This window comes from Streptomyces sp. TS71-3, assembly GCF_018327685.1.
GTDB lineage: Bacteria > Actinomycetota > Actinomycetes > Streptomycetales > Streptomycetaceae > Streptomyces.
Genome location: NZ_BNEL01000001.1, coordinates 533,708 through 547,819, shown reverse-complemented (window position 1 = coordinate 547,819; position 14,112 = coordinate 533,708). Strand labels below are relative to the sequence as shown.

The following is a 14,112-nucleotide window of genomic DNA, read 5'->3' as shown; positions in this document are numbered from 1 at the left end:
ACGCACGTCGCGGGACGCCCGGCTCAACGACTTGTACGCATCCTGTACGCATGCTGGTGTACGGACGGGAGTCTAGGGCCTGGCAAAGACAGGGTGAGCAGCACGTCTAAAGTCCCGGTAAGCGGGCGGCCGGTGGAACTGCGGGCCTCCGGGCCCCTCGGCGGGGTGCAAGCGGGGCGTTCGAGCACGGGTGGGCGGCGCCCCGGCGTGCGCGGACGGGGCGGACGGCGCGGCTCCGGGCGGGGGTGGACGGCGCGTGTGCGCGGCGCGCACGGCGCGGTCGGACGGTGCCGTCGGGGCGGTGCCGGCGAGGCGGTGCCGTCGGGGCGGGGCAGGAACGCGGGCGGGCGCGGTGACCAGGTGCACGGCGCGGGCGCCTCGTGACCGCGAAGGTGGGGTTAACCACAGTGCAACGTGGCGGTGCACCTCATGGCGCGGCCGGCGGCGGGCGGGCACGCTGTCCCGTATGACCGCACGCACGTTCACCGTCTCGCTCGGCGGCCCGGCGCCGGGCGCGAGCGGACCGGGCGGCCCCGACCGGCCGCCACCCAGGCTGTTCAGGTACGACCGGCGCACGTTCAAGGAGATCGCGCACCTTCTGACGAATCTGCCCGCCGCGATCGTGGGCTTCGTGTACGTCGTGGCCACGCTGGCCATCGGCGCGGGCCTGTCGGTGACGCTCGTCGGGCTGCCGCTGCTCGGCCTCGGCATGGCGGTGACGCGCCTGCTCGGCAGGGCCGAGCGCTCGCGGGCCCGTGCGCTGCTGGGGCTGCACATAGCGGAGCCGCGGCGGAGGCGGAAGGAGCCGGGCGGGTTCGTGGCGTGGCTGCGGGGCACCCTGAAGGACCCGCTGGCCTGGCGCACCGCGCTGTACTCGTTCATACGCCTGCCCTGGGGCATCTTCACCTTCACCGTCACGCTGGTGGGGCTCGTCGTCCTCTTCCCCGTGCTGCCGTTCCTGACCAGGGGGCTGACGAACGCCGACCGGGCGATGGTGCGCGGCCTGCTGACCCCGACGGACGAACTGGAGGAGCGGATAGCCGAGCTGGAGTCCGACCGCGGCATCGTCGTGGACACGGCCGCAGCGGACCTGCGCCGCATCGAGCGCGACCTGCACGACGGCGCGCAGGCCCGGCTGGTGAACCTCGCCATGGGGCTCGGTCTCGCCAAGGAGAAGCTCCTGGAGGACCCGGAGGCGGCCGCGGCCATGGTCGACGAGGCCCACGGTGAAGTGAAGCTCGCCCTTCAGGAGCTGCGCGACCTGGCCCGCGGCATCCACCCCGCGGTGCTGACGGACCGCGGCCTCAGCGCGGCGCTGTCCTCCGTCGCCGCGCGCTGCACGGTTCCGGTGACGGTCGCCGTCGACCTGGAGACCCGGCCCGCGGCCGCCATCGAGGGGATCGCCTACTTCACCGTCTCGGAGCTCCTGCAGAACGTGAGCAAGCACAGCAGGGCGCGCACGGCCTCGGTGGACGTGTGGCGTACCGACAACCGCCTGCTCGTCCAGGTGGGCGACGACGGCACGGGCGGGGCCGACCTGTCGGGCGGCACGGGCATGGCGGGGCTCGCGGACCGGCTCGGGGCGGTGGACGGCCTGTTCGTCATCGACTCCCCCGTGGGCGGCCCCACGACGATCACCGCCGAACTCCCCTGGCGCGACCGCCAGACCGAGCCCGCCGAGCGGGCCCAGCCGGCACGGGGCGGCCGGGGGTAGGGAAAACCCCCGGTTCATGGGGCCGACGCGCTGGATGGTCCGGCGGCCGCCCCGGGAGCAGTCTGGGAACGCAGCGCCGCGGTGCGGGGAGTCTTCGGATTCACCGGCGGGGGCGGGCGAAAGACCTCACGCAGAGCATCTTGGGCGCCTTCCAGAGGGGAACGGACAGACCGATGGCCACGGGTTATGGAGAGGGCCCCGGGCAGCACGGCCTGCCCGGGTACGGCGGAACGGGGGCCGGCAAGCCGGGGCACCGCATACCGGCGGTCCTGCGGGCGCCGCTGGAGGGGCGGACCTGGCGGGAGTACGGGTACGTGCTGCTCGGCTTCCCGCTCGGCATGGCGATGTTCGTCGTCACGGTGACGGCGTTCTCGTGCGGTGCCGGGCTGCTGATCACGTTCCTGGGCATCCCGGTCCTGGCGGGCGGGCTGGCCGCGTGCCTCGGGTTCGGGGCGACGGAGCGGGCACGGGCCCGGGCCCTGCTGGACCTGGAGGTGGCCGCCCCGGAGCCGGTGCGCCCGCGCGAGAGGGGGCTGATGGCGTGGACGATGGCGCTTCTCAAGAGCGGCGCCGCGTGGCGGGCCTTCCTCTACACCCTGGTGTACTTCCCCTGGACCGTCTTCACGTTCTGCGTCTGGCTGACCTTCTTCACCTGCGGTTGGACGCTGCTGGCGTATCCGCTCTACCAGTGGGTGTTCCCGATGTACGGGGGCACCGGCGGCATCCAGCTCTACGGCGACGGCACGCACAGCGTGTACCTGGACAACCCCTTCGAGATCACGGTCACGGCCCTGGTGGGCCTGGTGATCACGCTCGCCACGCCCTGGCTGGTGCGGGTGCTGACGGGGGTCGACCGGTTCCTCGTGCGGGAGCTGCTCGGCCGTTCGCCGCTGGCCAGCCGGGTGGTGGAGCTGGAGTCGGACCGCGGTGCGGTGGTGGACACCGCCGCCGCGGACCTGCGCCGGATCGAGCGCGACCTGCACGACGGCGCGCAGGCCCGGCTGGTGAGCCTCGCCATGGAACTCGGTCTCGCCAAGGAGAAGCTGGCGGAGGACCCCGACGCCGCGGCGCGGATGGTGGACGAGGCGCACGGAGAGGTGAAGACGGCGCTCCAGGAGCTGCGCGACCTCGCCCGCGGCATCCACCCGGCCGTGCTCACCGACCGCGGGCTGGGCGCCGCGCTCTCCGCCGTCGCTGCCCGCTGCACGGTCCCCGTGCAGGTCGACGTGGACCTGCCGGCCAGGCCGGTGCCGGCCCTGGAGGGCATCGCCTACTTCACCGTCTCGGAGCTGCTCCAGAACGTCAGCAAGCACTCGGGGGCGGCCCATGCCCTGGTCGACGCCTGGCAGGTGGACAACCGGCTGATGCTCCAGGTCACCGACGACGGCACGGGCGGGGCGGACTCCACCGCCGGTTCGGGCCTGAGGGGGCTCGCGGAGCGGCTGGGCGCGGTCGACGGGGTCCTCGTCGTCGACTCCCCGCCCGGCGGCCCGACCCGCGTCACGGCGGACCTGCCCTGGCGGGCCTGAGCTCGCGGAGGAGGTCAGGCCGAAGGCGCTGGTCGCCGCCACCGGACCGGCCAGGGGCGCCCGGACGAACCGAGCCGTCAGACGGACCGACCGGTCACGGTGCCCGGACGGGTCCCCGTGGGGAACCGCCTGGAGCGGGGTGACCCCGCCCCGGCGTGCCCTGGCCGCGGTGGTCTATATCACTCCGCTCACCGTCTCGCCAGTTCCGCACCCACCACATGTGGACAATGACAGTTATCCACAGGCCCGACGCATGAGCACCCGATCCCTGCGATGCTGGTTGCTGTCAGAGGTGACGGACACGAGCGCTGCGCCGGGGGCGGCCGTGTCGGGGGTGCGAACCGGGGGGCCGGAATCGTGGAGGGCAAGGTGCGGGTGGTCATCGCCGAGGACTCGGTACTGCTCAGGGAGGGCCTGACCAGGCTGCTGACCGACCGCGGGCATGAGGTTGTGGCAGGCGTCGGCGACGCCGAGGCACTGATCAAGACCATCGAGGACCTGGCATCGCAGGGGGCTCCGCCGGACGTGGTCGTGGCGGACGTCCGCATGCCGCCGACGCACACGGACGAGGGGGTCCGGGCCGCCGTGCAGCTCCGCCGGTCGTACCCGGGCCTCGCGGTGCTGGTGCTCTCCCAGTACGTGGAGGAGGAGTACGCGACGGAGCTGCTGGCGGGCTCCAGCCACGGCGTGGGCTACCTCCTCAAGGACCGCGTGGCGGACGTGCGCGAGTTCGTGGACGCGGTGGTGCGGGTGGCCGAGGGCGGTACCGCGCTGGACCCGGAGGTGGTAGCCCAGCTCCTCGGCCGCAGCCGCAAGCAGGACGTCCTCGCGGGCCTCACGCCGCGCGAGCGCGAGGTGCTGAGCCTGATGGCCGAGGGCCGCACGAACTCGGCCATCGCCCGCCAGCTGGTGGTGAGCGACGGCGCCGTGGAGAAACACGTCAGCAACATCTTCCTGAAGCTGGGGCTCTCCCAGAGTGACGGGGATCACCGGCGGGTCCTGGCAGTCCTGACGTACCTGAACTCCTGACGCCCCCCGCCGATACCGCACGCGTGGCCCAACGTGCAGTACGGCGCTGTCCGCCGCCCCCGCACCGGCTGGCACCGACCAAAGTCCTCAACCGAAAGAACCAGTAGGAACGGCCTCCCAGCGGAGAGCCAGAAGGCGGGCAAAACATGGCAAAAACGGGCGGATATCCGTCTCAAAGAGCCGTCCACCATCCGATCAGCCAAGGGAAGGCCACCCTTAGCGACGTAGGGTGGTGGCTGGGTGGCCGGTCGGCCGGCCGAGCCCGCACAGCTGTCCCGAGGGAGGTCCAGTTCAGTGACCAGCCAGGTCAGTAGCCCAGCCGGGCAGAACGCCGGCACCACCGCCGGCGGTCCGCCCGCGACGCTGCCCACGGAGCCCGGCGACAAGGCGGTCCGCCGCCTCGACCGGGTGATCATCCGGTTCGCGGGGGACTCGGGTGACGGCATGCAGTTGACGGGTGACCGTTTCACATCGGAGACCGCGTCCTTCGGCAATGACCTGGCGACGCTGCCGAACTTCCCGGCCGAGATCCGGGCGCCCGCAGGCACCCTGCCCGGTGTCTCCTCGTTCCAGCTGCACTTCGCCGACCACGACATCCTCACCCCGGGCGACGCGCCGGACGTGCTGGTGGCCATGAACCCCGCCGCCCTGAAGGCGAACATCGGCGACCTGCCCCGCGGCGCGGAGATCATCGTCAACACCGACGAGTTCACCAAGCGCGCGATGCAGAAGGTCGGCTACGAGGCCTCCCCGCTGGAGGACGGCTCGCTGGACGGCTACCGCATCCACCCCGTCCCGCTGGGCACGCTGACCGTCGAGGCCCTGAAGGACTTCGACCTGTCGCGCAAGGACGCGGACCGCTCGAAGAACATGTTCGCGCTCGGCCTGCTGTCGTGGATGTACCACCGTCCCACGGAGGGCACGGAGCGGTTCCTCGCGGCGAAGTTCGCCAAGAAGCCGCAGATCATGGAGGCGAACCTGGCGGCCTTCCGGGCCGGCTGGAACTTCGGCGAGACCACCGAGGACTTCGCCGTCTCCTACGAGGTGGCCCCCGCCGCCACGGCGTTCCCCCCCGGCACGTACCGCAACATCTCGGGGAACCTCGCCCTGGCCTACGGCCTGGTCGCCGCCTCCCGCCAGGCGGACCTGCCGCTGTTCCTGGGCTCGTACCCGATCACGCCGGCCTCGGACGTCCTGCACGAGCTGAGCAAGCACAAGAACTTCGGCGTGCGCACCTTCCAGGCCGAGGACGAGATCGCCGGCATCGGCGCGGCGCTGGGCGCGGCCTTCGGCGGCTCCCTGGGCGTCACGACCACCTCAGGACCCGGTGTGGCGCTCAAGAGCGAGACGATCGGCCTCGCGGTCTCCCTGGAGCTGCCGCTGCTGATCATCGACATCCAGCGCGGCGGCCCCTCCACGGGCCTGCCCACCAAGACCGAGCAGGCGGACCTCCTCCAGGCCATGTACGGCCGCAACGGCGAGGCACCCGTGCCGATCGTCGCCGCGCAGACCCCCGCGGACTGCTTCGACGCGGCGCTGGAGGCGGCCCGGATCGCCCTCACCTACCGCACTCCGGTCTTCCTGCTGTCCGACGGATACCTCGCCAACGGCTCCGAGCCGTGGCGCATCCCGGACGTGGAGGACCTGCCGGACCTCAGGGTGCAGTTCGCCCAGTCGCCGAACCACGTGCTGGACGACGGCACGGAGACGTTCTGGCCCTACAAGCGCGACCCTCAGACGCTGGCCCGTCCCTGGGCCGTCCCCGGCACCCCCGGCCTCGAACACCGCATCGGCGGCATCGAGAAGCAGGACGGCACGGGCAACATCTCCTACGACCCGAACAACCACGACCACATGGTCCGCACCCGCCAGGCCAAGATCGACGGCATCTCCGTGCCGGACGTGACGGTCGACGACCCGTCGGGGCAGGCCAGGCTGCTGGTCCTCGGCTGGGGCTCGACGTACGGCCCGATCACCGCGGCGGTGCGGCGGCTGCGCAGGGCCGGGGAGGACGTCGCGCAGGTGCACCTGCGGCACCTCAACCCGTTCCCGGCCAACCTCGGCGAGGTTCTCAAGCGGTACGACAAGATCATCGTTCCGGAGATGAACCTCGGCCAGCTCACCACCCTGATCCGGGCCAGGTACCTGGTCGACGCCAGGCCGCACACCCAGGTGCGCGGTCTGCCGTTCAAGGCGGAGCAGCTCGCCACGGCTCTCAAGGAGGCCCTCGATGACTGAGACAGCCGAGACGGTGTCCCCCGGCGCCGGTTCGGGCGCCGGCCGCGCCCTCGACTCGCTGTCGCTGGTTCCCAAGGCGACGGCCAAGCAGTCCATGAAGGACTTCAAGTCCGACCAGGAAGTCCGCTGGTGCCCGGGCTGCGGCGACTACGCGGTGCTCTCGGCCGTGCAGGGCTTCATGCCCGAGCTGGGGCTGGCCAAGGAGAACATCGTCTTCGTCTCCGGCATCGGCTGCTCCTCCCGCTTCCCGTACTACATGAACACCTACGGGATGCACTCCATCCACGGCCGGGCGCCCTCGATCGCCACGGGCCTCGCAGCGTCGCGCCCCGACCTGTCCGTCTGGGTGGTCACGGGCGACGGCGACGCGCTGTCCATCGGCGGCAACCACCTGATCCACGCCCTGAGGCGCAACGTCAACCTGAAGATCCTGCTCTTCAACAACCGGATCTACGGGCTGACGAAGGGCCAGTACTCCCCCACCTCGGAAATCGGCAAGATCACGAAGTCGACGCCGATGGGCTCGCTGGACCACCCGTTCAACCCGGTCTCGCTGGCCCTGGGTGCGGAGGCGTCGTTCGTGGCGCGCACCGTCGACTCCGACCGCAAGCACCTCACCAGCGTGCTGCGGGCGGCGGCCGACCACCCCGGCACGGCCCTGGTGGAGATCTACCAGAACTGCAACATCTTCAACGACGGCGCGTTCGAGGTCCTCAAGGACCGCGAGCAGGCGCAGAACGCGGTGATCCGGCTGGAGCACGGGCAGCCGATCCGGTTCGGCCCGGACGGTTCCATGGGGGTCGTGCGGGACACGCTCACCGGCGACCTCGCGGTGGTGCCGATCACCCCGGAGAACGAGTCGGCGATCGTGGTCCACGACGCGTACAACCCGAGCCCGACGACCGCGTTCGCGCTCTCCCGGCTCGCCGACCCCGACACCCTGCACCACACCCCCATCGGTGTCTTCCGCTCGGTGGACCGGCCCATCTACGACCGGCTGATGTCCGACCAGCTCGACACCGCCGTGGAGCAGAACGGCAAGGGCGACCTCGCCGCGCTGCTCGCCGGCGGCGACACCTGGACGGTGGTCGGCTGACGCCCGCCCGGTCACCCGTTCGGCGGCCGGCGGCGCTTCGGCGCCGGGACCGGGAGCGGTGACCACGGTGCTCATGGGGCCCGGATCTGCACAGGCAGGTCCGGGCCCCGTCGTATGTCCGGGTCCCCCTGGCGCGGCCATCCCGTCATGACCGTATGGCGATACGCACATGACAGGCGGGGGGTCGCGGCGATACGGTCGTCGGGCTGCCGTGCGGCAGCCGGCCGGCTCAGGCGCCGGCCCCCGAAACGACTACGACGGAGGTCGGGCCGGTGACCAGCAGGGGCGAGCAGCGCGTCGGGGTGTTGAACGGCGTCGCGGCATACGGCCTGTGGGGCCTCGTACCGCTGTTCTGGCCCCTGGTCGACTCGGCCGGTCCGGTGGAGATCCTCGCGCACCGCATGGTCTGGTCGCTGGCGCTGGTCGCCGTGGCGCTGCTGGTGACCCGGCGGTGGGCCTGGGCCGTGGAACTGCTGCGCAACCCCCGCCGGCTGGCGCTGGTGGCCGTGGCCGCCACGCTGATCAGCGTCAACTGGGGCGTCTACATCTGGGCCGTCAACTCCGGCCACGTCGTGGAGGCGTCGCTCGGCTACTTCATCAATCCGCTGGTCACCATCGCCCTCGGGGTGCTGCTCCTCAAGGAGCGGCTGCGGCCGGCCCAGTGGGCCGCGGTCGGGGTCGGCCTCGCCGCGGTGATCACCCTGACCATCGGATACGGCCAGCCGCCGTGGATCTCGCTCTGCCTCGCGTTCTCCTTCGCGGGGTACGGGCTGGCCAAGAAGAAGGTGGCGCTCAGCGGGCTGGAGTCGCTGGCGGCCGAGACCGCGGTCCAGTTCCTGCCCGCGCTGGCCTACCTGCTGTGGCTGGGTGCGCGCGGCACGGGCACGTTCACCTCCGAGGGCGCCGGGCACGCGGCGCTGCTGGCGTCGACGGGGCTGGTGACCGCGGTGCCGCTGGTGTGCTTCGGGGCGTCGGCGATACGGGTGCCGCTGTCGACGCTGGGGCTGCTCCAGTACCTGACCCCGGTGCTCCAGTTCCTGCTCGGGATCCTGTACTTCCACGAGGAGATGCCGCCCGAGCGGTGGGCGGGCTTCGCGCTGGTGTGGGTGGCGCTGACGGTGCTCAGCTGGGACGCGTTGCGCACGGCCCGGCGGAACCGGGCGGAGGCCCGGCGGTTGCGGGCCCAGCAGGGCGTCGCCGTCGAGGGTTCGGCCCCCTCCGAGCGGGCGGTCTGACCCGGGGGCCGTCCCGGCGCGCCAGAACCCCTTGGGCCCACTCTGGAAGCCGGCTATAACGGTGGCCGTGACTCAGCCCGTACTGCACTGGAAACTCGTCGTGGACGCGGCGGACCCGCACGCGCAGGCCGCCTTCTGGGGCGCCGCGCTCGGCTATGCCGTGGAGGACAACAGCACCCTGATCGAGCGCCTGCTCGCCCAGCAGGCCCTTCCTCCGAGCGCCACGGTCGAGGTCGGGGGGCGTCCGGCGTTCCGGGATCTGATCGCCGTCCGGCATCCCGCGGACCCGTACGACCCCGACAGCGGCACCGGACTCGGCCGCCGCATCCTCTTCCAGCGGGTGCCGGAGCCCAGGGTGGGCAAGAACCGCCTGCACATCGACGTGCACTCCGGCGCGGGCCGGCGCGCGGACGAGGTCGCGCGCCTGGAAGGGCTCGGTGCGGGCGTCCTGCGGCACGTCAAGGAGCCCGGCGGCGAGTGGACGCTGATGCAGGACCCGGAGGGGAACGAGTTCTGCGTGAGCTGATCGTCCCGGGCGGCCGCCGGCCTACGGGGCCCGCCGAGGGAGTGCACCGGGCGAGGGGCGAGCCGAACCAGGGGCGCGCCGGCCGATGGACGCGCCAGGCGAGGTCAGCCACGGCCAGGGCCGCCCCCTTGCCGACCCCCCCGGGACCGTCTCCCGGCCGGAGTCGCCCCTCGCCCCCGGGCGGGCGGAATGTTTCCGTGCATCGGTGTCGTTCTCCCAGCCGCAGAGAAGCGTGTGAAGCGTGAAGAAGAGCCGCGGAGGGCCGCGGAAGACCGCGGGAGAGCCGCAGATGGGGAAGACCTCGATGGACCGCAGCTTTCTGTTCGTGCTGGGCAGCAGCCGGCGCGACGGCAACACCGAGTCGCTGGCCCGCAAGGCGGCCGAGCAGTTGCCCGCCGAGGTGGCGCAGCGCTGGATCCGGCTCGCCGACCACCCGCTGCCCGACTACGAGGACCGGCGGCACGACGCCCGCGACCACGCGGCGGACGACAGCGCGTCGCAGCTCTTCGAGGCCACCCTGGGCGCCACCGACCTCGTCATCGCCTCGCCCCTGTACTGGTACTCCCTCTCCTCCACCACCAAGCGCTACCTGGACTACTGGTCGGGCTGGCTGCGGTCGCCGGGTGTGGACTTCAAGGCCGCGATGGCGGGCCGCACCCTGTGGGGCGTCACGGTCCATTCGCACGCGCACCGCGAGGAGGAGGTCGTCGCGCCGCTGGCGGGGACGCTGGAGCTGACGGCCGCCTATATGGGGATGCGGTTCGGCGGGGTGCTCGTCGGCGCCGGCAACCGGCCGGGCGACGTGCTCGGCGACCCGGTCGGGCTGGGCCGCGCCAAGACGTTCTTCGCCCGGGAGCCGGTCCCGGCCCGCTTCCCCTACGAGGCCCGGGAGGCCCACGAGACCCGGGAGGCCCCGGCCGGCGACGGCGGCGGACCGGGCGCCGCGGAGGCCGCGGCTACGCCGTGACGTCCTTCGTCGTGAACCGCGCCCAGGCCGCCGAGCCGAACACCGCCGCGTACACGGCCTGGAGGCCCAGGTTCCTGAGCACGTCGGTCCAGTAGACGGGCTGGCGCATCACGTCCGCGAAGGACAGCCAGTAGTGCGAGAAGAAGTACGGCCGGATCCCGTGCAGCTGGGGGATCACGTCGAGGATCTGGAGCGTGATCAGCAGCCCGACGGTGGTCGCCATGGCGGCGATGCCGCTGCTGGTCAGCGTGGAGATGAACAGGCCGAGCGCCGCGAGCCCCAGCAGTGACGCGGCGACCAGCAGGGCGATCAGCAGCGCGCGCAGCAGGCCGTCGCCGAAGCCGATGGTGGTGCCGGAGATGGTGGTGACCTCGCCGAGCGGGAAGAGCAGTGCTCCGGTGGCCAGCGCGAAGACGGCCACGGTCACGGTCGCCACCAGGCAGAACGTCATGACGGTGGCGTACTTGACGAGCAGCAGGCGGGTCCGGCCCGCGGGCGCGACCAGCAGGTAGCGCAGCGTGCCGCCGTGCGCCTCGCCCGCGACGGCGTCGCCCGCGATCACCCCGACCGACATCGGCAGGAAGAACGGCAGGGTGGCGGCGAGCGCGGTGAACACGAGGAACAGGCCGTTGTTCGTGACCTGGGCGATGAACGGCGGGCCGCCGTCCCCGCCGCCGGGCCCCGCGCTCCCGCCGCCGTCGGTCTCCAGCTTCACGGCGATGCCGACCAGCACCGGCACGGCGGCCAGCACCGCGAGCAGCGCGAGGGTGCGCCAGCGGCGGAACGTGATGGTCAGCTCGCTGCGGAACAGGGTGAGCCAGCCGCCGAGGCGGGGCGGACGGCCGGCTGTGGTGCCGGGCTTCCCCGGCGAGGGGGCCGGTACTCGTGCCGGTGCCGCGGCCGAGGTCGGGTTCGGGGTCGAGGCCGGGTTCGAGGCCGAGGTCGGGTTCGGGGTCGAGGCCGGGTTCGAGGCCGAGGTCGGGTTCGGGGTCGAGGCCGGGTTCGAGGCCGGGGTCGGGGTCGGTTCCGGTGCTCCGGTCAGTTCGTCAGCCCGCGACATCGAAGCCCTCCCCGGTCAGGGCCACGAAGGCGTCCTCCAGCGAGGGCCGCTCCAGGCCGAAGCCGCGGACCCGGACGCCGCCGGCCACGAGTGCGGCGTTCACCTCGGCGAGGTCGGTCTCCGGCGGGTCGCCGGTCACCCGGTCCCCGCTCACCATGACATCCGTCACACCCTGCTCCTTCAGGATCCGCGCGGCGTCGCCGGGGTCCGGGGTGGCCACCGCGAGCCGGCCGCGCAGTCCGGCCCCGAGGGAGCCGACCGGGCCCTGCACGATCAACCGGCCCCGGGCCATCACCGCCGCGTGCGTGCAGACCTGTTCGATCTCGTCGAGCAGGTGGGAGGAGAGGAAGACGGTCGTGCCGTCCGAGGCCAGTTCGCGCACCAGCGACCGGATCTCGCGCATGCCCTGCGGGTCGAGGCCGTTGGTGGGCTCGTCGAGCACCAGCAGCCGGCGGGGCTGGAGGAGGGCGGCGGCCAGGCCGAGGCGCTGCTTCATGCCGAGCGAGTACGCCCGCGCCTTCTTGCCGGCCGCGGCACCCAGCCCTACGCGGTCCAGCGCGGCGGCCACCCGGGTGCGCCGGGTGCGGGGGTCGGCGGCCGGGTCGGCGGCGTCGTAGCGCACGAGGTTGTCCCGGCCGGACAGGAAGCCGTAGAGGGCGGGGCCCTCGATGAGCGCGCCGACCTCGGGGAGGACGGCGCGCGCGCTGCCCGGCATGCGGTGGCCGAGGACCTGGGCGGTGCCGGAGGTGGGCTCGATCAGGCCCATCAGCATCCGGATGGTGGTGGTCTTGCCGGAGCCGTTGGGGCCGAGGAAGCCGAAGACGCTGCCGGCCGGGACGGCCAGGTCGAGCCCGTCGACGGCGAGCTGGCCGCCGCGGTAGCGCTTGGTGAGCGCACGGGCGGCGATCACGGTGCCGCCGTCCGTGCCGCCGTCCGCGGTGGGCAGGTCTGCCATCAGCACTCCTGGGTCGTTGGCAGAACTAAGGATACGTAGCGCCCCGTAAGGGGCGCGGGGAACCGCGCGCTCAGGTCCCACCGGCCGGTGGCCGCCGGCCAGACCGCGTGAGACTCGGCATCACGGCCCACCACAGGTACATCGTGGTTGCTCGCGCAGTTCCCCGCGCCCCTTATCGGGGCGCTTCGCGCCCAACATCCGCCGATGGCGCCCCGAAGGGGCGCGGGGAACTGCGCGAGCACCCCCCACCCACCGGTGGTCGCGAGCGAGACCGCAAGGGGCTGGGCGATGCGGCCCTCCCCCACTGCCTGAAGGACGTGGGAGGTACCCCCAGCAGGCGCATCGTGGGTGAGCGGCCAGCTCCTGCACGACGCGCCTAACGGTGGGGCCGCATGCCCAGTCGGTTCAGTGGCCGCTCTCGGCGGCCTTGAGCAGGGCATCCTTCGTGACCATGCCCGCGTACACCTTGCCGTCGTCCGTGATGAGGGCGTTGACCAGGCGGGTCGAGAAGACCGTGCCGGTGCCGAACTTGCCGTGCACCCGGTCGCCCAGGGACTCCAGCATCTGCTGCTGGCCGTGCGGGTTCATGCCGTCCGGGGACGCGGCCGACCCGTGGCCGCCCTCGCCTCCGAACTCGGCGATGGCGCTCCAGCCCTTGCCGATGACGGTCGGGGCGCCTGCCGCACCCGCCGCGTGCGGGGCCCTGAGGTCCCCGCGGGCGTGCGCGGACGCGTGGGCCTTGGCGTGGTCCGCGCCCTTCTGGTCCGCCTCGGTGACCTTCGTGCCCTTCGGCGGCGTGAAGTCGAACGTGCTCGCCGCCGGCTTGCCGAAGTCCACCTTCGTGAAGCCCGCGTCGATGACCGCGGCGCCGCCGCTCGACGGGGTCAGCGTGAACTTCAGCGGCACGCCCTCCTCGGCGTCCACCGCCACGCTGATCTGCCCAACCGTCGACCCCGCCTGCTTGGGCTCGACCACCAGCTTGTACGCGTCGCGGCCGGCGATCCGCTCGGTGCCGTCGACCTTCACCGAGGTGGTGTCGTCGATGGACTTCAGCGCCTCACGGGCCATCTGGTCGGGGCTGGTGGGGACGTTCTCGGGGAGCTTCTTCCGCTCGCCCTCGCGGGGTATGCGGTCGGCGCCCTTCTGCGTCGCGTGGTACGCCTGGTTGGAGGCGCTGTCATACGCCCAGAGCTGGTCGCCGTTGTGGATGATGCTGTACTCGGAGGCGTTGCCGAGGACGGAGAGCTTCTGGTGCTGCTGCCCGTCGGCGGCGACCTGGAGCGTGTGCGTGCCGGAGGCCAGCTCCATCAGCTTGGACTGCGGGTCGGCGGAGGAGCCCCCCGCGCCGCCCTTGCCGCCCTGCTGGGCGCCGTTGAGGAGGCCCGAGGCGGCGCTGAAGTCCGGCAGGCCCAGGTCTGTGTTGATCTTCACGGTGCCGGAGAGCTGCTGGGTGTCCGACTTGGCGATCTTCGTGAGGAGTTGCTCGGCGCTGACCTTCGGCAGGTCCGGGTCGCCCGAGTCGGCGAGCGCCGGGACCAGCCCGATGGTCGCGGCCGCCACTCCGACCACCGCGAACGGGACCACGTACCGGGCCGCCTTGCGGCCCCCGAGGGGCCTCGTGGCGTCGCTGCCCTCGGGCGCCCCCTGGCGCTCGGGGCCCCTGGGCCCCTCTGCCGGGGTATCGCCGTGTTCGTACGGTGCCATCTGTGCCCTACCTCCGTGGCTCGGCGGCGGCCTTTCCCTTACCCGTCACTGTCCCCCCG

At 72.6% G+C, this 14,112-nt stretch carries 11 protein-coding genes; 8 read left to right on the top strand and 3 right to left on the bottom strand.

The window, feature by feature from the left end:
- Positions 1 to 466 precede the first annotated feature (466 nt).
- From Sm713_RS02365 to Sm713_RS02330, 8 genes are all read left to right on the top strand, one after another.
- Entirely contained in the window at positions 467 to 1,714 is a 1,248-nt protein-coding gene (locus tag Sm713_RS02365; RefSeq protein WP_212908040.1) for a sensor histidine kinase, read from the top strand.
- 173 nt (positions 1,715 to 1,887) lie between these two features.
- On the top strand, positions 1,888 to 3,243 hold the full coding sequence (locus tag Sm713_RS02360; protein ID WP_212908039.1) for a sensor histidine kinase: 1,356 nt from the start codon (positions 1,888 to 1,890) through the stop codon (positions 3,241 to 3,243).
- 369 nt (positions 3,244 to 3,612) lie between these two features.
- A complete protein-coding gene (locus tag Sm713_RS02355) occupies positions 3,613 to 4,272 on the top strand; it encodes a response regulator transcription factor (RefSeq protein ID WP_212911726.1) in 660 nt (219 codons plus the stop codon).
- 294 nt (positions 4,273 to 4,566) lie between these two features.
- Positions 4,567 to 6,510 (top strand): 2-oxoacid:acceptor oxidoreductase subunit alpha, encoded by a 1,944-nt coding sequence (locus Sm713_RS02350; RefSeq protein ID WP_374195950.1) that lies wholly within the window; start codon positions 4,567 to 4,569, stop codon positions 6,508 to 6,510.
- On the top strand, positions 6,503 to 7,606 hold the full coding sequence (locus Sm713_RS02345; RefSeq protein ID WP_374195949.1) for a 2-oxoacid:ferredoxin oxidoreductase subunit beta: 1,104 nt from the start codon (positions 6,503 to 6,505) through the stop codon (positions 7,604 to 7,606). Before Sm713_RS02350 ends, Sm713_RS02345 begins: the two co-directional genes overlap by 8 nt.
- Before the next feature lie 272 nt (positions 7,607 to 7,878).
- Complete coding sequence (rarD, locus tag Sm713_RS02340) at positions 7,879 to 8,841, top strand: EamA family transporter RarD (RefSeq protein ID WP_212908038.1); 963 nt, start codon at positions 7,879 to 7,881, stop codon at positions 8,839 to 8,841.
- A 67-nt stretch (positions 8,842 to 8,908) separates the two neighbouring features.
- Positions 8,909 to 9,367 carry a VOC family protein gene (locus Sm713_RS02335; RefSeq protein WP_249416040.1) on the top strand — a complete coding sequence of 153 codons (459 nt, stop codon included), beginning with the start codon at positions 8,909 to 8,911 and terminating at the stop codon, positions 9,365 to 9,367.
- A gap of 304 nt (positions 9,368 to 9,671) precedes the next feature.
- The gene (locus Sm713_RS02330) at positions 9,672 to 10,334 is read left to right on the top strand and encodes a flavodoxin family protein (protein WP_212908037.1); all 663 of its coding nucleotides are present in this window, start codon (positions 9,672 to 9,674) and stop codon (positions 10,332 to 10,334) included.
- Here the strand turns inward: Sm713_RS02330 and Sm713_RS02325 are convergent.
- The 3 genes from Sm713_RS02325 to Sm713_RS02315 form a co-directional block, all read right to left on the bottom strand.
- Positions 10,324 to 11,394 carry an ABC transporter permease gene (locus tag Sm713_RS02325; protein WP_249416039.1) on the bottom strand — a complete coding sequence of 357 codons (1,071 nt, stop codon included), beginning with the start codon at positions 11,392 to 11,394 and terminating at the stop codon, positions 10,324 to 10,326. The genes Sm713_RS02330 and Sm713_RS02325 overlap by 11 nt on opposite strands.
- Complete coding sequence (locus tag Sm713_RS02320) at positions 11,381 to 12,349, bottom strand: ABC transporter ATP-binding protein (RefSeq protein WP_212908036.1); 969 nt, start codon at positions 12,347 to 12,349, stop codon at positions 11,381 to 11,383. The genes Sm713_RS02325 and Sm713_RS02320 overlap by 14 nt, the downstream gene beginning before the upstream one ends.
- A gap of 405 nt (positions 12,350 to 12,754) precedes the next feature.
- Positions 12,755 to 14,053, bottom strand: coding sequence for an outer membrane lipoprotein carrier protein LolA (locus Sm713_RS02315; protein WP_212908035.1), 1,299 nt, complete (start codon positions 14,051 to 14,053; stop codon positions 12,755 to 12,757).
- Positions 14,054 to 14,112: the final 59 nt, after the last annotated feature.